The sequence below is a fragment of the Sphingobium sp. YBL2 genome (genome assembly GCF_000943805.1).
Taxonomy (GTDB): domain Bacteria; phylum Pseudomonadota; class Alphaproteobacteria; order Sphingomonadales; family Sphingomonadaceae; genus Sphingobium; species Sphingobium fuliginis.
This window is the reverse complement of the sequence record NZ_CP010954.1, coordinates 2,489,508-2,506,258: the sequence shown is the minus strand read 5'-3', so window position 1 is coordinate 2,506,258 and position 16,751 is coordinate 2,489,508. Positions and strand designations below refer to the sequence as shown.

General features: G+C 64.8%; 23 protein-coding genes. 3 read left to right on the top strand and 20 right to left on the bottom strand.

The features are described from left to right. Positions 1-145: 145 nt before the first annotated feature. The 4 genes from TZ53_RS11480 to TZ53_RS11465 are packed head-to-tail and all read right to left on the bottom strand — an operon-like array spanning position 146 to position 2,402. Positions 146-571, bottom strand: a complete 426-nt coding sequence (locus TZ53_RS11480) for an RrF2 family transcriptional regulator (protein ID WP_013848211.1) — start codon at positions 569-571, stop codon at positions 146-148. Positions 572-610: 39 nt separating this feature from the next. Continuing rightward, positions 611-1,648, bottom strand: coding sequence for a glycerophosphodiester phosphodiesterase (locus tag TZ53_RS11475; RefSeq protein ID WP_165363350.1), 1,038 nt, complete (start codon positions 1,646-1,648; stop codon positions 611-613). A gap of 11 nt (positions 1,649-1,659) precedes the next feature. Beyond that, positions 1,660-2,016: an ArsC family reductase gene (locus tag TZ53_RS11470; protein WP_025547306.1), complete on the bottom strand. Its 357-nt coding sequence runs from the start codon at positions 2,014-2,016 to the stop codon at positions 1,660-1,662. A gap of 5 nt (positions 2,017-2,021) precedes the next feature. Then, positions 2,022-2,402 (bottom strand): RidA family protein, encoded by a 381-nt coding sequence (locus TZ53_RS11465; RefSeq protein WP_025547304.1) that lies wholly within the window; start codon positions 2,400-2,402, stop codon positions 2,022-2,024. 135 nt (positions 2,403-2,537) lie between these two features. On the opposite strand from TZ53_RS11465, the gene TZ53_RS11460 reads away from it, so the two are divergent. Continuing rightward, positions 2,538-2,843 carry a hypothetical protein gene (locus tag TZ53_RS11460; protein WP_044661343.1) on the top strand — a complete coding sequence of 102 codons (306 nt, stop codon included), beginning with the start codon at positions 2,538-2,540 and terminating at the stop codon, positions 2,841-2,843. A gap of 27 nt (positions 2,844-2,870) precedes the next feature. Here TZ53_RS11460 and TZ53_RS11455 read toward each other — a convergent pair whose 3' ends face one another. Then, positions 2,871-3,263: a globin domain-containing protein gene (locus tag TZ53_RS11455; RefSeq protein ID WP_044661342.1), complete on the bottom strand. Its 393-nt coding sequence runs from the start codon at positions 3,261-3,263 to the stop codon at positions 2,871-2,873. Positions 3,264-3,379: 116 nt separating this feature from the next. On the opposite strand from TZ53_RS11455, the gene TZ53_RS11450 reads away from it, so the two are divergent. Beyond that, positions 3,380-3,955: a thermonuclease family protein gene (locus TZ53_RS11450; protein ID WP_044661341.1), complete on the top strand. Its 576-nt coding sequence runs from the start codon at positions 3,380-3,382 to the stop codon at positions 3,953-3,955. A gap of 68 nt (positions 3,956-4,023) precedes the next feature. Here the strand turns inward: TZ53_RS11450 and TZ53_RS11445 are convergent, their stop codons facing one another. The 4 genes from TZ53_RS11445 to TZ53_RS11430 form a co-directional block, all read right to left on the bottom strand. Continuing rightward, positions 4,024-4,524, bottom strand: coding sequence for a glycine zipper 2TM domain-containing protein (locus TZ53_RS11445; RefSeq protein ID WP_044661340.1), 501 nt, complete (start codon positions 4,522-4,524; stop codon positions 4,024-4,026). A gap of 189 nt (positions 4,525-4,713) precedes the next feature. Further along, complete coding sequence (locus TZ53_RS11440; RefSeq protein WP_044661339.1) at positions 4,714-5,769, bottom strand: ribonucleotide-diphosphate reductase subunit beta; 1,056 nt, start codon at positions 5,767-5,769, stop codon at positions 4,714-4,716. A 6-nt stretch (positions 5,770-5,775) separates the two neighbouring features. Further along, positions 5,776-6,162 carry an endonuclease domain-containing protein gene (locus tag TZ53_RS11435; protein ID WP_044661338.1) on the bottom strand — a complete coding sequence of 129 codons (387 nt, stop codon included), beginning with the start codon at positions 6,160-6,162 and terminating at the stop codon, positions 5,776-5,778. Between the two features lie 90 nt (positions 6,163-6,252). Then, on the bottom strand, positions 6,253-8,208 hold the full coding sequence (locus tag TZ53_RS11430; RefSeq protein ID WP_025547294.1) for a ribonucleoside-diphosphate reductase subunit alpha: 1,956 nt from the start codon (positions 8,206-8,208) through the stop codon (positions 6,253-6,255). A gap of 498 nt (positions 8,209-8,706) precedes the next feature. Here TZ53_RS11430 and TZ53_RS11425 point away from each other — a divergent pair, with 498 nt between their 5' ends. After that, on the top strand, positions 8,707-9,351 hold the full coding sequence (locus TZ53_RS11425) for a glutathione S-transferase family protein (protein WP_025547292.1): 645 nt from the start codon (positions 8,707-8,709) through the stop codon (positions 9,349-9,351). 33 nt (positions 9,352-9,384) lie between these two features. Here TZ53_RS11425 and TZ53_RS11420 read toward each other — a convergent pair whose 3' ends face one another. The 11 genes from TZ53_RS11420 to rpsN form a co-directional block, all read right to left on the bottom strand. Next, a complete protein-coding gene (locus tag TZ53_RS11420) occupies positions 9,385-10,425 on the bottom strand; it encodes an acyltransferase family protein (protein WP_044661337.1) in 1,041 nt (346 codons plus the stop codon). Positions 10,426-10,596: 171 nt separating this feature from the next. Beyond that, positions 10,597-11,136, bottom strand: a complete 540-nt coding sequence (locus tag TZ53_RS11415) for an SRPBCC family protein (RefSeq protein WP_044661336.1) — start codon at positions 11,134-11,136, stop codon at positions 10,597-10,599. Positions 11,137-11,232: 96 nt separating this feature from the next. Then, positions 11,233-11,889, bottom strand: a complete 657-nt coding sequence (locus TZ53_RS11410; RefSeq protein WP_025547288.1) for an adenylate kinase — start codon at positions 11,887-11,889, stop codon at positions 11,233-11,235. A 48-nt stretch (positions 11,890-11,937) separates the two neighbouring features. After that, positions 11,938-13,302 carry a preprotein translocase subunit SecY gene (gene secY, locus TZ53_RS11405; protein WP_013847751.1) on the bottom strand — a complete coding sequence of 455 codons (1,365 nt, stop codon included), beginning with the start codon at positions 13,300-13,302 and terminating at the stop codon, positions 11,938-11,940. Between the two features lie 250 nt (positions 13,303-13,552). Then, a complete protein-coding gene (gene rplO / locus TZ53_RS11400) occupies positions 13,553-14,077 on the bottom strand; it encodes a 50S ribosomal protein L15 (RefSeq protein WP_025547286.1) in 525 nt (174 codons plus the stop codon). A 155-nt stretch (positions 14,078-14,232) separates the two neighbouring features. Continuing rightward, positions 14,233-14,409 carry a 50S ribosomal protein L30 gene (rpmD, locus tag TZ53_RS11395; RefSeq protein WP_013847753.1) on the bottom strand — a complete coding sequence of 59 codons (177 nt, stop codon included), beginning with the start codon at positions 14,407-14,409 and terminating at the stop codon, positions 14,233-14,235. Positions 14,410-14,415: 6 nt separating this feature from the next. After that, complete coding sequence (rpsE, locus tag TZ53_RS11390) at positions 14,416-15,132, bottom strand: 30S ribosomal protein S5 (RefSeq protein WP_044661335.1); 717 nt, start codon at positions 15,130-15,132, stop codon at positions 14,416-14,418. A 2-nt stretch (positions 15,133-15,134) separates the two neighbouring features. After that, positions 15,135-15,488 carry a 50S ribosomal protein L18 gene (gene rplR, locus TZ53_RS11385; protein WP_025547282.1) on the bottom strand — a complete coding sequence of 118 codons (354 nt, stop codon included), beginning with the start codon at positions 15,486-15,488 and terminating at the stop codon, positions 15,135-15,137. A 1-nt stretch (position 15,489) separates the two neighbouring features. Continuing rightward, the gene (gene rplF / locus TZ53_RS11380; protein ID WP_025547280.1) at positions 15,490-16,023 is read right to left on the bottom strand and encodes a 50S ribosomal protein L6; all 534 of its coding nucleotides are present in this window, start codon (positions 16,021-16,023) and stop codon (positions 15,490-15,492) included. Continuing rightward, positions 16,023-16,418: a 30S ribosomal protein S8 gene (rpsH, locus tag TZ53_RS11375; RefSeq protein ID WP_025547278.1), complete on the bottom strand. Its 396-nt coding sequence runs from the start codon at positions 16,416-16,418 to the stop codon at positions 16,023-16,025. Before rpsH ends, rplF begins: the two co-directional genes overlap by 1 nt. Positions 16,419-16,430: 12 nt before the next feature. Then, on the bottom strand, positions 16,431-16,736 hold the full coding sequence (rpsN, locus tag TZ53_RS11370) for a 30S ribosomal protein S14 (protein WP_025547277.1): 306 nt from the start codon (positions 16,734-16,736) through the stop codon (positions 16,431-16,433). Between the last annotated feature and the right edge of the window lie 15 nt (positions 16,737-16,751).

Sequence of the window (16,751 nt, the reverse complement as noted above, 5' to 3'; positions counted from 1 at the left end):
TGCGCGCCGGGTGCAAGGCCTTGGGGAGCGAGGGGCATTCGAGGGGGCTGGGGCGGCTTGCTGCTTTTCCGCTTTCCCCGATGCACAAGCTGCTCCCGCGAAGGCAGGAGCACGGCGCGCCTGATGGCTCAACCGGCCAAGGTTCCTAACCCATTTCCTCCGTCGCGAAGGGTTCCGCCAGGCTGATGCTGTCGAGCACCTTGGCGGTTTCGTCGCGCACGCGGAGCATCACCCGGTGCAGGCGGCATTCCGATTCGGGCAGGCAGTTGGTGCAGGTCTCATGCGCGAAGCGGCTGGCGCAGGGGGTGAGCGCAAGCGAGCCGCGCGTCAGCCGGACGATGTCGCCATAGCTGATGTCGACCGGGGCCAGCGCCAGCCAATAGCCGCCATCCCGCCCACGCTGCGTCGCGACCAACCCTTCGCGCGCCAGTTCCGACAGGATCACCGTCAGGAATTTGGACGGGATATTCTGGCGCGTGGCGATCTCGTTCAGGGGCACCGGGCCTTGCCGGTAGCGGTCTGCGAGATGCTGGAGGGCGCGGATGGCGTAACGGGTCTTCTGCGAAAGCATAGGGCTGTTATTCGCTCCCGCCGGAGATTTGACAAGACATCAGGGCGCGGGATTCAGCGCCTGCCGCGCCTGTTTCGGAAAATCGCTGAACATCGCGTCGACGCCCGTGCCGGCGACCGCCCGGACATAGCCGGCAAAGTCCCCCCTGCCCTGCGGATCGTCCGGGCGCTGGAAGGCGGCGGGCAGGAAGCCGTTTTCCATGCGCAGCGTCCAGACATGGACCTGCAACCCGGCCTGATGGGCGCGGTCGACAAGGCCCGTCGACCCGTCGGGGGCAAGCACCATGGCGGTCGCAGGGCCGACGCCGTCCGCATAGTCAGCGATCTGTTGCAGCCCCTGGGTCGTCATCATGTCGGCATAGGTCGTGCCGGGTTCATCGGCCGGTCCGCCCTCGCCGTCCACCAGTTGGATCAGGCGCAGGCGGGTCGCCGCGCGCAGGGCCTTGAGGTTGCCGACCTCGAAGGACTGGATGAAGACCGGATCGGCCTCCGTCTGATAGCCATATCGGCTGAGCAGCGCGAGCAAGGGCTGCTGATGCGGCAGGCCGATGCCCGCGAAATAGCCGGGATGCTTGGTTTCGGGATAGAGGCCGATGCGGCGGCCAAGCTCCGCCTCCTTGGCGCGGACCAGCTTCAATATCTCCTCGAAGGTCGGAATGAGGTACAGGTCGTTGAAGCGGCTGTTGGCGGGGCGAAGCTGCGGCAGCCGTTCGCGGGCGCGCAGCGTGCGCAGTTCCGCGAGCGTGAAATCCTCCGTGAACCAGCCGGAGACGGGCTGGCCGTCGATGGTCTTGCTGGTTCTGCGGGTAGCGAATTCGGGATGATCCGCGACATCGGTGGTGCCGCCAATCTCATTTTCATGCCGGGCGACGAGGACGCCGTCGCGGGTCAGCACCAGGTCCGGCTCGATATAGTCGGCGCCCTGGTCGATCGCGCGCTCATAGGCGGCGAGCGTATGTTCGGGCCGCTCGCCGCTGGCGCCGCGATGGGCGATGATGAAGGGTTCGGCCATCGCAGGCGCCGCCATCAACAGGGTGAGGAGGAGGATGGCGGCCCGATACATGCCCGGCCGGAGCATCCTCCCCACGGTCATGCCTTCACGCCCTCCAGAGCGTCCTCATAGGTGGTCGCCTTGAAGCCGACGATGGTGCGGTCGCCCAGGTCCAGGATCGGGCGCTTGATCATTGAGGGGTTGCTCATCATCAGCAGAATCGCCTTTTCCGAGTCGATATGCGCCTTGTCGCCCGCGTCCAGCGCCTTGAAGGTGGTGCCGGAACGGTTGAGGATGGTTTCCCACCCATGTTCCATCACCCATTCCTCCAGCTTCGCCTTGTCGACGCCCGACACCTTATAGTCGTGGAAGCTGTAGGCCTTGCCGCTATTGTCGAGGAAATTGCGCGCCTTCTTGATCGTGTCGCAATTCTTGATGCCGTACATGGTCAGCATGGCTGTTATCCCTTGAACGCGGTGACTTCGATCTCGATCTTCATCTCCGGCTTGATGAGGCCGGTGACGATGCAGCTCGCGGCGGGGCGGATGTCGCCGAAGACCGGTGCGGTCGCCTCCCCCAGCACATCCCAATAGGCCGGGTCCGTGATGTAATAGGTGACGCGCACCACGTCCGCGAAGGAGAAGCCCGCCTCCTCCAGCGCCCGGCCGATGACCTTCAGCGCGTTCCTGCCCTGATCGACGACGGATTCGGGCATGGCCCTGGTTTCGGGATCGGTGCCGGTGGTGCCGGCGACGAAGCACCAGTCGCCCTGGACGACGGCGCGCGAATAGCCGACCTGCGCCTCGAAGGGCGAGCCGGAGGAAATAAGCTGGCGGGGCATGGAAGTTCCTTGTGCAGAACGAAGCGAAAAGGATCGCCGCGGCTCTTGCCCCGTTCGCGGGATGCTGTCCAGCGCCTTTTGCCCGGCGGGAACGGCGCGGGCCGCCGGCCGTTGGAGCGGGAAAGGAGACAGAGCATGAACCGACCCGACAACAGTCCCTTTCCCGACACGGGCGAGGAGAATGACGAACAGGCCGAAGCGGGTTCGCAGGCGCAGGACGTGGCCGATGAGGCGCGGGTGCGGTCGACGGACCTGGCCGAGGACAGCGAGCGCGGCGGGCGGCCCAACCCGGCGCAGATCATTCCCGACGACACGCCCGATCTGGTCGAGCGGATGGAGGAGATGAACCGATCCGGCCGGATCGACAATGACGCCTTCGCCGGCGAACCGCAGATGGACGATGAGGAGGATATATTGGGGCCGACCGAGGACGAGGAATAAGGTCCGGCCCGCCGGCCTGCTATCCGGCTAAGCCGCGTTCTGGTCCAGCGACAGGTTGATCATCCCCCGCGCCATATGGCCGAGCGCATCGGCCATGGCGGCGGCGAGTTGCGGGTCGATGCCCGGTTGCGCCTTTATGGCGCGGGTCATGGCGGCGGACCATCGATCCGCCAGCGCCGAGGTGATCGGGAAGGCGCGGTGCAGCGACATGATGCACTGGCCGCGTTCGAACCAGTCGCGCGGGCCGCCGGACCATCCCGCCAGAAAGCGGGTGAGACCATGGCGCACGGCGCTGAGGTCGGCCGCATGGATGGCGCGCAGATCGGCATAGGCGGGGTTCCGGTCGATCAGGTCGTAGAAACGGTTGGCGATGGCGGCGACGGTCGCTTCGCCGCCGATGCGGGCATAGGGGGTGGTCATGGAGCCTCCTGCGGATGGGCACAGCGTGGCGGCTTGCGGGCGGCGATCATTGATCAGGGTCAAATCGGACGCTTTTGGCGCGAGACGGCAGGAGCGGCTTTCGTTATGGCCGCGTCATGAGCCGAGGGTCGAGGAAGAAGCGCAGCGAAACGGTCTGGTTGGCGGAGGCGCGTCGGGCTGGGCGCGGGCGCCTGCAACCCAGGAAGTCCCGTGGGCCCTCCATCGCCGTCCTGGTGATCGGCGGGGTGCTGATCGGCGCGGCGCTTGGCTGGTTCGGGCCGGACCTGGCGCAGCGCTTCCAGAGGAGTGGGCGGGAGGCCGCCTTTCCCGTCGCAGGGGACAGCCTGTCGGCGCAATTCGGCTTCTGCCATGTCGGCGGGGGCGTCAATTGCGTGGTCGACGGAGACACCTTCTGGTTCCATGGCGAGAAGGTGCGGGTGATGGACATCGACGCGCCGGAAACGCACGGGCCGCGCTGTGCCGAGGAAGCCGCTCTGGGAGCGCGCGCGACGCAGCGATTGCAGCAGTTGATGAATGCCGGCCCTTTCTCGCTGGAGAGCGGGGATCGGGAGACGGACCGCTATGGGCGGGCGCTGCGGGTGGTGACGCGCGGCGGGCAGTCGATCGGCGAGATGCTGGTGACCGAAGGGCTGGCGCGGGAATGGGACGGGGCGCGGCATCCATGGTGTTGATGGCCCGCTATTGATGGCCCGGTGTTGAGCGGGTCGGGAGGGGAAGGCCTTCGCCCTCCCCTCACGGCTTAGCGGCAACTCAGATTGCCGCGGTCGATCTCCTGGCCCAGCAGCGCGCCCGCGCCTGCGCCGATGAGGATGCCCGCCGTGTTCGAATAGCCGCGGTCGAGCTGGCCGCCGAGCAGGCCGCCCAGCGCCGCGCCGACGATGAGGCCGGTGGTCCCGTCCGAACGGCGGCAATAATAGCGGTCGTCATAGCCGCGATAGATGCGGGTGGAGCGGGTGACGCGGATCGGCTCATAGCCGCCGCGATAATAGCGGTCGGGCCGATAGTAGCGGCCATAGCGCGGGTCCGGCCGGTTCCAGTCATAGCTGTAGATCACGCCGCCGGGACGGCGCCAGCCTTCGTGACGGCCATTGTCGTGGCGGCCGCCATGCTTCCAGTCGTCGCGGCCATGGCCCTTGCCATGTCCGGCCCATGGCGGCGGATCGGCGGCTGCGGGGGCGGCGCTCAGCGTCACGGCGCCAAGCGACAGGGCGGCGAAAGCGGTTTTCAGGGTGGATTTCATCTCTGGCTCCCTTGGTCGACTTTTCGATGGGAGCACAACAAACCAAAGCAGATAAACGTTGCATGAACGGAACAAAACAGGGCGTTCATGCGGGGGTCAGCTTGCCGGCCGGCGGGACTGCCGGGGAAGCATTGCCTTGGACCGAAGCGCGGCACCGTGGGAGCGGTGCCGCCTTTTCGCCTGTCATGATTATTCCGCCGCGATCCCGGCCGCCTTGAACATATCCGGATCGCCCGCTTCATCCGCATTGGCGGCGGTGCTGCCCTTGAGCTTGGAGCGGCGGTCGAACGCATCCCACACGTCGTTCCATTGGCCGCGGGTCGCCGCCTTCGAATATTCGGTGGCGCGGGTTTCGAAGAAATTGGCGTGCTCCACGCCGTTCAGCAGCGGGGTCAGCCAGGGGAGCGGGTGCTCGTCGATCATGTAGATGGGCTTCAGGCCCAATTGCCCCAGGCGCCAGTCGGCGATGTAGCGGACATATTTCTTGATGTCCTTGGGCGTCATGCCGGGCACCGGGCCCATTTCGAAGACGAGGTCGACGAAGGCGTCCTCGATGCGGACGGTCTTCTGGCACATGTCCATGATGTCGTCCTTGACCGCCGGGGTCAGGCAGTCGCGTTCCTTCACGAAGGCGTGGAACAGGCGGACGATGCCCTCGCAGTGCAGCGTCTCGTCGCGGACCGACCAGCTCACGATCTGGCCCATGCCCTTCATCTTGTTGAAGCGCGGGAAGTTCATCAGCATCGCGAAGCTGGCGAAAAGCTGCAGCCCCTCGGTGAAGCCGCCGAACATGGCCAGCGTCTTGGCGATGTCCTCGTCCGTGTCGACGCCGAACTGCTGGAGATAGTCGTGTTTGTCCTTCATCTCCTTATACTGCATGAAGGCGCTATATTCGCTTTCCGGCATGCCGATCGTGTCGAGCAGGTGCGAATAGGCCGCGATGTGGACCGTTTCCATGTTGCTGAAGGCGGTCAGCATCATCTTGATTTCGGTCGGCTTGAACACGCGGCCGTATTTTTCGTGGTAGCAGTCCTGCACCTCCACGTCCGCCTGGGTGAAGAAGCGGAAGATCTGCGTCAGCAGGTTGCGTTCATGGTCGCTGAGCTTCTGCGCCCAATCGCGGCAATCCTCGCCCAGCGGCACTTCCTCCGGCAGCCAGTGGAGCTGCTGCTGGCGCTTCCAGAACTCATAGGCCCAGGGATATTCGAAGGGCTTGTAGACCTTGCTGGCTTGAAGAAGGGGCATGGGTTTTTACTCCGCGAAACTTATACCAGACCCTCTCCCCTTGTGGGAGAGGGAGGGGCCCATCGCGTCAGCGATGGGAGGGTGAGGGGTGAAGGCGGCGATGGTTGCCAGCACGCCTTCCAGATTCTGCATCACGTCATGGTTCCAGAAGCGGATCACGCGATAGCCTTCCCGTTCGAGGAAGGCCGTGCGGGGCGCATCTGCCGCTTCTTCATGTTGGCCGCCATCCAGTTCGACGACCAGGCGGGCGGCATGAGAGGCGAAGTCCGCGAAATAGGGGCCGATGGGAACCTGGCGGCGGAACTTGGCGCTCGGCAACTTTTCGCGGAGGAGAGTCCAGAGGCGTTTCTCGGCGTCGGTTGCGTTGCGGCGGAGTTCTCTCGCACGGGCGATCCTCGGGTTTGGGCCTTACCCCTCACCTTCCCACGCGGCTTTGCCGCGCGGGCCCCTTCCTCTCCCACAAGGGGAGAGGAAATTATCGGGTCACTGGCAGGCGAGGCACTCGTCATAGTCGGTGGTCTCGCCGATTTCGAATTTGGGGGCGTCGATGGTGTTGTCCGCTTCCACCCCGCCCGCGAAGCCGGCGCGTTGGACCGACTTGGAGCGGAGATAATAGAGCGACTTGATGCCCAGCTCCCATGCCCGGTAGTGGAGCATCAGCAGGTCCCATTTCTCCACATCGGCCGGGATGAACAGGTTCAGCGACTGCGCCTGGTCGATATAGGGCGTGCGGTCGGCGGCCAGTTCGAGCAGCCAGCGCTGGTCGATCTCGAAGCTGGTCTTGAACACATCCTTTTCTTCCTGGGTCAGGAAGTCGAGATGCTGGACGCTGCCGCCCTTTTCCAGGATCGAATTCCACACGGCCGTCGAGTCCTTCGCCTTTTCGACCAGCAGCTTTTCGAGATAGGGGTTCTTGACCGCGAAGCTGCCCGACAGCGTCTTGTGGGTGTAGATGTTCGCCGGGATCGGTTCGATGCAGGCCGACGCGCCGCCGCAGATGATGCTGATCGACGCGGTGGGCGCGATCGCCATCTTGCAGGAGAAGCGCTCCATCACGCCCATGTCGGCGGCGTCCGGGCACGGGCCGCGCTCGACCGCGAGCTGCATCGAGGCTTCGTTCACCTTCTCGTTGATGTGCTTGAAGATGCGCAGGTTCCAGCTTTTCGCCATCGCGCCTTCGAAGGGAAGTCCCCGGGCCTGGAGGAAGGAGTGGAACCCCATCACCCCCAGGCCCACCGACCGTTCACGGCTCGCACTATATTTCGCCCGCGCCATTTCCGGCGGCGCGCGGTCGATATAGTCCTGCAGCACATTGTCGAGGAAGCGCATGACATCCTCGACAAACTGCCTGTCGTCCTTCCACTCATCCCAGGTTTCGAGATTGAGGGAGGAAAGACAGCAGACGGCCGTGCGGTCATTGCCGATATGGTCGCGACCCGTCGGCAAAGTGATTTCGGAGCAGAGGTTGGAGGTCGACACCTTGAGCCCCAGATCGCGGTGATGCTTGGGCATCGTGCGGTTCACGGTGTCGTTGAAGACGATATAAGGTTCGCCGGTGGCGAGGCGGACCTCCACCAGTTTCTGGAACAGGGCGCGGGCGTTGACGCTGCCGCGCACCGACTGGTCCTTCGGGCTGCGCAGGGCGAAGTCCTTGCCGTCGCGCACCGCCTCCATGAACTCGTCGGTCAGCAGGACGCCATGGTGCAGGTTCAGCGCCTTGCGGTTGAAGTCGCCCGACGTCTTGCGGATTTCCAGGAATTCCTCGATCTCCGGATGGGAGATGTCGAGATAGCAGGCAGCCGAGCCGCGGCGCAGGCTGCCCTGGCTGATCGCGAGGGTCAGCGAGTCCATCACGCGGACGAAGGGGATGATGCCGCTGGTCTTGCCGTTGAGGCCCACCGGCTCCCCGATGCCGCGCACATTGCCCCAATAGGTGCCGATGCCGCCGCCCCGGCTGGCGAGCCAGACATTCTCGTTCCAGGTGTTGACGATGCCTTCCAGACTGTCGTCGACCGAGTTCAGATAGCAGCTGATGGGCAGGCCGCGTCCGGTGCCGCCGTTCGACAGCACAGGCGTCGCGGGCATGAACCAGAGGCGCGAGATATAGTCGTAGACGCGCTGGGCATGGTCGGCGTCGTCGGCATAGGCGGCGGCGACGCGGGCGAACAGGTCCTGATAGCTCTCGCCGGGCAGCAGATAGCGGTCCTGCAGCGTGTCCTTGCCGAAATCGGTCAGCAGCGCGTCGCGGCTGGCGTCGGTCACGACATGGAAACGGCGTTCCAGCACGGTTGACGAGCCCGGCGTGGGATCGGCCTTGGGGGCCGGCGCCTGGTCCGAAGGAGCGGGAGCCTTCTTCTTGTCCGCCACGGTTTCGACCACTTCGTCAATCACGGTTGCCACGTCGCTTGCACTCACCTGTTCGCTGTCTCGAAAATCCATGACCAGCTCCCCGAATGTTCCTGTTTCGTTCGATTCGGTCAAGCCGCTGCCGGCCGGGCCGAACGAATGTAGCATTATCGACCCGGTCAGGCACGGAGATGGGGCCAGCAGACGCGATCGCAAGGGCAAAAACAGCCTTCCTCCGGGAACCGGCCCGGTTGGTGCGATCACAATCTGTTGGGTAACCCCCGTTAACCCGATACAAGGGATAGTGCCACAGCTTCATTTCCTTTCAAGGGGGTAAATGACAGTTCGGGGACTCGGTTCATCGACGCGGAGACTCATTTCATCGACGGTCCGGCACGGCGCAGCGCAGCGACGCACGGACTTTCCTTGGCTTTGCAAAAGGCAAGAGGGACAATTTGGCGCGGAAAATAAATTTGGCTTGCCACGCAATTCCCCGGGCCGGGCGATTCCGCGCTTGGCGCTTCGTGACGGATGGATGACAAGACAGGGGAACGGAATGGCACGAACCCATGGCCGACGAGAGGAGCCGACATGATTCTCTATTACCACCCCCTCTCCTCCTGCAGCTGGAAGGTGCTGATCGCCCTTTACGAGAACGGCACGGCTTTCGAAGCGCGCATGCTGGACGATCCGGCCGTGGCGGAGGCGTGGCTGACGCTGTGGCCGCTGGGGAAGTTCCCCGTGCTGCGGGACGAGGCGCGGGACAGGACGGTCGCGGAAACGAGCATCATCGTCGAATATCTGGGACGGCATCATCCCGGACCCTTCCGGCCGATTCCCGAGGATGCCGACGCGGCGCTGGAGGTGCGGCTGATGGACCGGCTGTTCGACCTCTATGTGATGACGCCGATGCAGGCGATCGTCGCGGACAAGATCCGGCCCGAGGGCGTCGCCCGCGATTCCCATGGCGTGGGAGAGGCGCGGCGAATGCTGGGCAAGGCCTATGCGTTGCTGGAGGCGCGGATGGCGGGGCGGCGCTGGGCGGCGGGCGACGATTTCACCTTGGCCGATTGCGCGGCGGCCCCGGCGCTGTTCTATGCCGACAAGATCGAGCCGATGCGCGGGGGTTTTCCGGGGCTGCGCGCCTATCTGGAACGGTTGGAGGCGCGGGAAAGCTTTGCCCGAGTGCTGCGGGAGAAGCAGCCCTGGTGGTCCATGTTTCCCTTTGCGGATTAGGCCTTAGGGATCGAGCAGCGCTTCCGAATCGCCTCAGGCCCGGCTCGGGGCCGTCTCGCGCGGCGCGGCGCGTTCCCGGCGACGGCGCCACCAGCCCAATATCGCCTCGCCAGCCGGCCGTTCGACCAGCCGGTTGATCAGCGTGCCCAGCGCCAGCGCCACGGCGAACGCCGCCGCAAATCCCGCCCAGGGGCTATATCCCGCCTCCGCCATCTTGAGCATCACGACGAAACCGACATGCTGGTGGATGAGGTAGAAGGAATAGCTGATACCGCCCATCCAGACGAGCGGACGAAGGCTGAGGAAGTGCAGCCGCCCGGCGGTCAGCGCTGCGAAGGCGGCGAGCAGCAGGAGGCCGGCCAGCATGATGTCCGGGCTGTCGATCGTCGCGATCGACAGCAGCGCAAGCGCCGCATAGGGCGCCTGTTGCCGCCAGCTCCGCTGCCCTGCCCAGACGCGATAGGACAATATGCCGATGATGAAGAAGGGCACGTAGCGCAGCACCAGCAGCATCACGATCCGCTCCGGCATGCCCGGCCACAGCGCATAGAGCCAGCGCAGGGCCAGCCAGGCGAGCAGTACGGGTTCCAGCCGCCTGAGGCCCGTCCACTTCCAGATCGACAGCATGCAGACATAGAAGGCGATCTCTACCGTCAGCGTCCAATAGGCGCCGTCGACCTCCGGCAGGAAGGCGAAGCCCTGCAGCATGGTGACATTGGCCAGGATCGCTCCCGGCCCGATCAGCAGTTGCGAGACATGGGCCAGATATTCGATGCCCAGCGTCAGCAGCATGGCGACCAGATAGGCGGGATAGAGCCGGGCGAAGCGGTTGATCAGGAAATCGGCGGTGGTGCGGATGCGATCGAGCGTGAAGAAGATCGCGAAACCGGAGATGGCGAAGAACAGCAGCACCCGGTAATTGCCGCCCAGAAAGCGGAAGGGCACATGGGCCGCCTGGGGGAACAGCTCATGGAAGCGCGTCGAATAGTGGAAGACGAGCACGCACAGCGCGCCCAGCCCCCGCAAGGCGTCCAATTCCGTCAGGCGGCGGGTGGAAGGGCGCGGCCCCGTCATGAGTCCGCCATAGCAACAGAACAGCAATCATACCGTTAATATCGTGGTTAACGCGCAGCCCGGCGGCATTTCCGGAAAAAAGCGGCGGTGGCGCGACGAGGCCGGTTGCGCGCCCGTCGGCCTATCGGCTGGCATGGCATTGCACGTCAGCGGCGCAACCGGGGTGGAAAGCTATTGCCCGCCTGCTTCCGCGGCGCGTTTCAGCCCCTGCAACTGTTCGGCCAGCACCCTGTCGACGATCGGAGCGATGCCCGCCGCACCGGTGCGGAGATAGCCGCCGACGACATAGCTCATCCCGACGCGCGCGCCCTCGCCGTCGGGCGCAATGTCGAAGGTGAGCGTGCCGGTCACCGCCTCCGCCTGCAACGGGCCCAGCGCTCCGGACAGGCGCAACTGCCTGTCGGGCTGCGCCTGGATCACGCGGCCATGCTCGACGCTGCCCGGCCTGCCGTCCTTCCCCGGCACCTTCTCGCAAAAGCAGCCGCCGGCTACGGGATCGAGGCTGAGATTGGCGGCGTCGCCGCTATATGTATGCTGCCCGTTCCACCAGCGCCCCGGCTGCCCCAACAGCCGATAGACGGTGGCCGCGTCGGCGGAGATGTGGATGCTGTTCTCCACGGCGAAGCCATGATCGCTGCTGCCGGTGACGGCAGAATGGGCCGGCGCAGCCATCGCCACGCCAGCCCATATCCATATCCGATGCTTTCCCATCGCGCCTTCCCTTCCCTGATCAGGAGGGTAGCCTAATGCCGATTGCCGCATTTGCCGAGCGGCCGAATGCGACAATCCGGCGCGAACGGAGAGGTGTCAGGCGCCTTTGCCGTCCAATATGGCGGCAATCGCGACCGTCACATCGTCCATATCGGCCATGCCGTCGACCCGCGAGACGATGCCGCGCGCTTCGTAGATCGGCAGGATCGGCGCGGTCTTGGCGCGATATTCGGCCATGCGGGTGCGGACGGTCTCCTCATTGTCGTCGGGACGGCGCTTGAACTCGTGCCCATGGCACTTGTCGCACTCGCCCTCGACCTTGGGCTGCTTGAAGCTGTCGTGATAGCCCTCGCCACAGGTCGCGCAGGTGAAGCGGCCGGTGATGCGCTCTACCAGGGCATCCTCGTTCACTTCCAGTTCGATCACATGGTCTAGGGTGCGGTTGCGGTCGGCCAATATGCCGTCCAGCGAATGGGCCTGCGCCTCGGTCCGCGGATAGCCGTCGAAGATCACGCCGGTTTCGGGCGCCAGGGCATCCAGCGCCTCCCCGATGATGCCGGAGACGATCTCGTCCGACACCAGTTCGCCGGCCTCCATCACCGCCTTGGCCTTGAGGCCGATGGGCGTCCCGGCCTTCACCGCCGCGCGCAGCATGTCGCCGGTCGAGAGTTGCACCATGGCCCGGCTGTCCACCAGGCGCGTCGCCTGCGTTCCCTTGCCGGCGCCCGGAGGGCCGAGCAGAATGATATTCATGTCGCGCATTCTCCCCTGTTCTTCGCGCTTTTTACCGTTCCGCGCCGCTTAGCGCAGACGCCCTTTCAGCTTCGCCTTCTTGATCAGATCCCCATATTGATGGGCGAGCAGGTGGCTCTGGATCTGCGTCACGGTGTCGACCGTAACATTGACGACGATCAACAGGCTAGTCCCACCAAGGTAGAAGGGAATGCCCGCCCGGGCGATCACGAATTCCGGCACCAGGCAGATGAAGGCCAGATAGGCCGCACCGATCACCGTGATCCGGGTGAGCACATAGTCGAGATAATTTTCGGTGTTCTTGCCCGGACGGATGCCGGGAATGAAGCCGCCATTGCGCTTCAGATTGTCGGCCGTCTCTTCCGGATTGAACACCACGGCGGTGTAGAAGAAGCAGAAGAAGACGATGCCGAGACCATAGAGCGCCATATAGACCGGGCTGCCGTGCGACAGATACTGGTTCAGCGTCAGCACGAAATCGCCCAGCCTGCTCTCGCCCGCCACGGTCTGGCCGGCGAACTGAGAGACGGTGAGCGGCATCAGCAGCAGCGAGCTGGCGAAGATCGGCGGGATCACGCCCGCCGTGTTGACCTTCAGCGGCAGATGGCTGCGGTCGGCCTGCATCAAGCCCTGGCGCGTCTGGCGCTTGGGATATTGGATCAGCACCCGGCGCTGCGCCCGCTCCATGAAGCAGATGAAGGCGATGAGGCCGAAGCCCAGAACGATCACCAGGAAGATGACCAGGCCGGAAATCGCGCCCGTGCTGCTCGACTTGAACAGGTTGCTGAGCGTCACCGGCAATTGCGCGACGATGCCCGCCATGATGATGAGCGAGACGCCGTTGCCGATGCCGCGCGAGGTGATCTGCTCACCCAGCCACATCAGGAACATGGTGCCGCCGATCAGCGAGATCACCGCCGCGACGCGGAACAGATAGCCCGGATCGACCACCGCCTGCACGCCCGACTGGGCGCCGAAGCTTTCCAGCCCCACGGCGATGAAATAGCCCTGGACGGCGGTCAGGCCCACCGTGCCGTAGCGGGTATATTGGTTCAGCTTCTTGCGGCCGCTTTCGCCTTCCTTCTTGATCGCCGCGAGTTGCGGCGAGAGCGAGGCGGCGAGCTGCACCACGATCGACGCCGTGATATAAGGCATCACGCCCAGCGCGATCAGGCTCATGCGCGAGAGCGACCCGCCCGAGAAGGTGTTGAAGATGTCGAGGATGCCGCCATTGGTCTGCTTGTAAAGCTGCGACAACGCGGTCGGATCGACGCCCGGCAGCGGCACGAAGCTCAGGAAGCGGAAAACGATCAGCGCGCCCAGGGTGAACCACAGGCGCTTCTTGAGGTCGGTCGCCTGGCTGAACTTCGCCAGGCTGAGATTGGATGCGAGCTGGTCGGCTCTCGATGCCATCTTGGCTGCCCTTCAAAACATCTTGCCGGGATTTGGAAAGCCCGGAGCGGAATCGCTAACCCCTTAGCGGGGCGATGGGGCGCTGTCGAACCGGGAATTGCACCCCGTCCATTCCGAATGGCCTTGCGCCTGTCGACAGGCTCAGCCTCCACTCGATACGGACGTCGAGGGTTCCGGAGTCCCCAAAACACGTGGCCCCGCTCACCCATATCGGGCAGCGGGGCCATGCTTGCAAGCCTTACGGCTTAATTCACGCCTTCTTCGCGGCCTTGGCGCTGCCCTTCTTGGCGGCGGCCTTTTCAGCGGCGGGAACGACGGCGATCACTTCGACCTTGCCGCCAGCCTTTTCGACGGCTTCGACAGCGCCCTTCGACGCGCCGGCGACGAGCAGGTTGACCTTGGCCGTCAGCTCGCCCTTGCCGAGCAGACGCACGCCATCCTTGCCGCCACGGGCCAGGGCGGCCGCCTTCAGCGCCGCGTGGTCGATGGTGGCATTGGCGTCCAGCTTGCCGGCGTCGATCGCCTTTTGCACCGCGCCGAGGTTCACGATCGCGTAATCCTTGGCGAAGATGTTGTTGAAGCCGCGCTTCGGCAGACGCATGTGGAGCGGCATCTGGCCGCCTTCGAAGCCGTTGATGCTGACGCCCGAACGCGCCTTCGCGCCCTTCTGGCCGCGACCGGCGGTCTTGCCCTTGCCCGAGCCGATACCACGGCCGACGCGCATCCGGCCCTTGCGGGCGCCGGCATTGTCATTGAGTTCGTTAAGCTTGGTCATAATCTGCACTCGCTTTCGCTATGTTCGCGCGAAGGCCCGATCCACCAGGACCGGGCCGGAGCCCCGGCGAATGCCGGGGCCTCGTGAGGCTGGGCACATCCCGTTGGAAGAAGCGCCCAGCGGTTTGAGATCCCGGCTTGCGCCGGGATGACGGTTTAGTCGACCACCGCCACCATATGGGGCAGCTTCGCGATGGCGCCGCGGACTTCCGCAGTGTCTTCCAGCTCCACCACGCGGTGCATCTTGCCAAGGCCGAGGCCGATCAGAATCTTCTTCTGAGCTTCGGGACGGCGGATCGGTGAGCCGATCTGCTTGATCTTGATCTTCGCCATGATGTCTTACTCCGCAATCGCTTCGGCATCCGCCTGGGCGACTTCGGCCGAGGCGCCGCCGCGACGGAGCAGGTCGGCAACCTTCTTGCCGCGACGCTGCGCCACCGCCTTGGGGCTGACCTGTTCACCCAGCGCCTCGAAGGTCGCCCGGATCATGTTGTAGGGGTTCGACGTGCCGTTCGACTTGGTCACGACGTCAGCGACGCCGAGGCTTTCGAACACGGCGCGCATCGGACCGCCCGCGATGATGCCCGTACCGGCAGGCGCCGAACGCACGGTCACCTTGCCGGCGCCGAAATGGCCCTTGCCGTCATGGTGCAGGGTGCGGCCTTCCTTCAGCGGAACGCGGACCATCGCCTTCTTCGCCGAAGCGGTCGCCTTGCTGATGGCTTCGGGCACTTCGCGCGCCTTGCCATGGCCGAAGCCCGCACGGCCCTTGCCGTCACCAACGACGACCAGAGCGGCGAAACCGAAGCGCTTGCCGCCCTTCACCGTCTTCGAGACGCGGTTGATGTGAACCAGCTTCTCGATCAGCTCCTCACCCTGTTCCTCGTCACGATTGCCGCGACGGTCGTCGCGACGGCCACGGCCGCCACGCTCGCCACGGTTGCGGTCGCCACCACGGCCACGGCCCCGACCGGGACCCCGGCCTTCGGTCTGCTCGCCGCCTTCAACGGCCGCGGGTGCGCCCGGCTGGGCCTGGATATCGTTTTCGTCAGCCATGATCAGAACTCCAGCCCGGCTTCACGGGCCGCATCGGCCAGCGCCTTGACGCGGCCATGGAACAGGAAGCCACCACGGTCGAAGACGACCCGGGTGACGCCGGCGGCGGTCGCCGCAGCGGCAACGCGCTTGCCGACATCCGCAGCGGCATCGGCGGTGGCGCCGGTATTGCCGCGAACATCCTTGTCCAGGGTCGACGCGGCGGCCAGGGTCTTGCCCTGCGCATCGTCGATGATCTGGGCATAGATGTGACGGCCCGAACGGTGGACGCTGAGGCGCGGACGGGTGCCCGAAACAGCCTTGAGCGCGGTGCGGACGCGGCGGCGACGCCGCGCGAAGAGGGAAAGCTTTGCCATCTTACTTCTTCTTCCCTTCCTTGCGGAAGATGAACTCGCCGGCGTACTTGATGCCCTTGCCCTTATAGGGTTCGGGCTTGCGCCAGCGGCGGATCTCGGCGGCAACCTGACCCACCTGCTGCTTGTCGATGCCGCTGATCTCGACCGTGGTGTTGTCCGGGGTCTTGATCTCGATGCCTTCGGGCACCGCGAAGTCGACGTCATGCGAATAGCCGAGCTGCAGCTTCAGGGTCTTGCCCTGGGCATTGGCGCGGTAGCCGACACCGGTGATCAGCAGCTTCTTCGAGAAGCCCTCGGTCACGCCGGTGATCAGGTTCTGGATCAGCGTGCGCTGCATGCCCCAGAAAGCGCGGGCGCGCTTGCTGTCATTGGCAGGCTTCACCGCGATCGAGCCTTCCTCGATGCTGTAGGTGACTTCGTCGGCCAGCGGCAGCGACAGGGTGCCCTTGGGGCCCTTCACCGAAAGCTGGCCGTCGGCGATAGCGGCGGTGACGCCCGCGGGGACGGCAACCGGCTTCTTACCAGTACGGCTCATCAGAACACCTCCGCCAGCACTTCGCCGCCGACATTCTGCTCGCGCGCTTCGGCGTCGGACAGAACGCCCTTGGGCGTCGAGACAATGGTGATGCCAAGGCCGTTGCGCACGACGGGAAGTTCCTTGGAACCCGAATAGACGCGGCGGCCGGGCTTGGACACGCGGGCGACATGCTTGATCGCCGGCTGGCCCTCGAAATATTTCAGCTCGATGCGCAGGCCGGCATGCTTGCCGAGCAGTTCCTCGGAATAGCCGCGGATATAGCCTTCGCGCTGCAGCACGTCGAGCACGCGGGCGCGGAGCTTCGAAGCGGGGGACACAACGCTGTCCTTCTTCGCCTGCTGCCCGTTGCGGATGCGGGTGAGCATATCACCCAGGGGATCGGTCAATGCCATCTCAAATGATCCTTACCAGCTCGACTTGGTGACGCCGGGGATCAGGCCCTTGTTGGCCAGATCACGCAACTGCACGCGGCAGAGACGGAATTTGCGGTAATAGGCCCGGGGACGGCCCGTCAGCTCGCAGCGATTGCGCACGCGGGTCGGGTTGCCGTTGCGGGGGATTTCCGCCATCTTCAGACGCGCGATCAGACGCTCCGTGTCGTCGAGCGCGGTATCGGCTGCGATCGCCTTGAGCTTCGCATAGCGGCCGGCATATTTCTTCACCAGCTTCTTGCGGCGCTCATTCTTGTTGATCGAACTCAGTTTCGCCATGACTTAAGTTCTCTT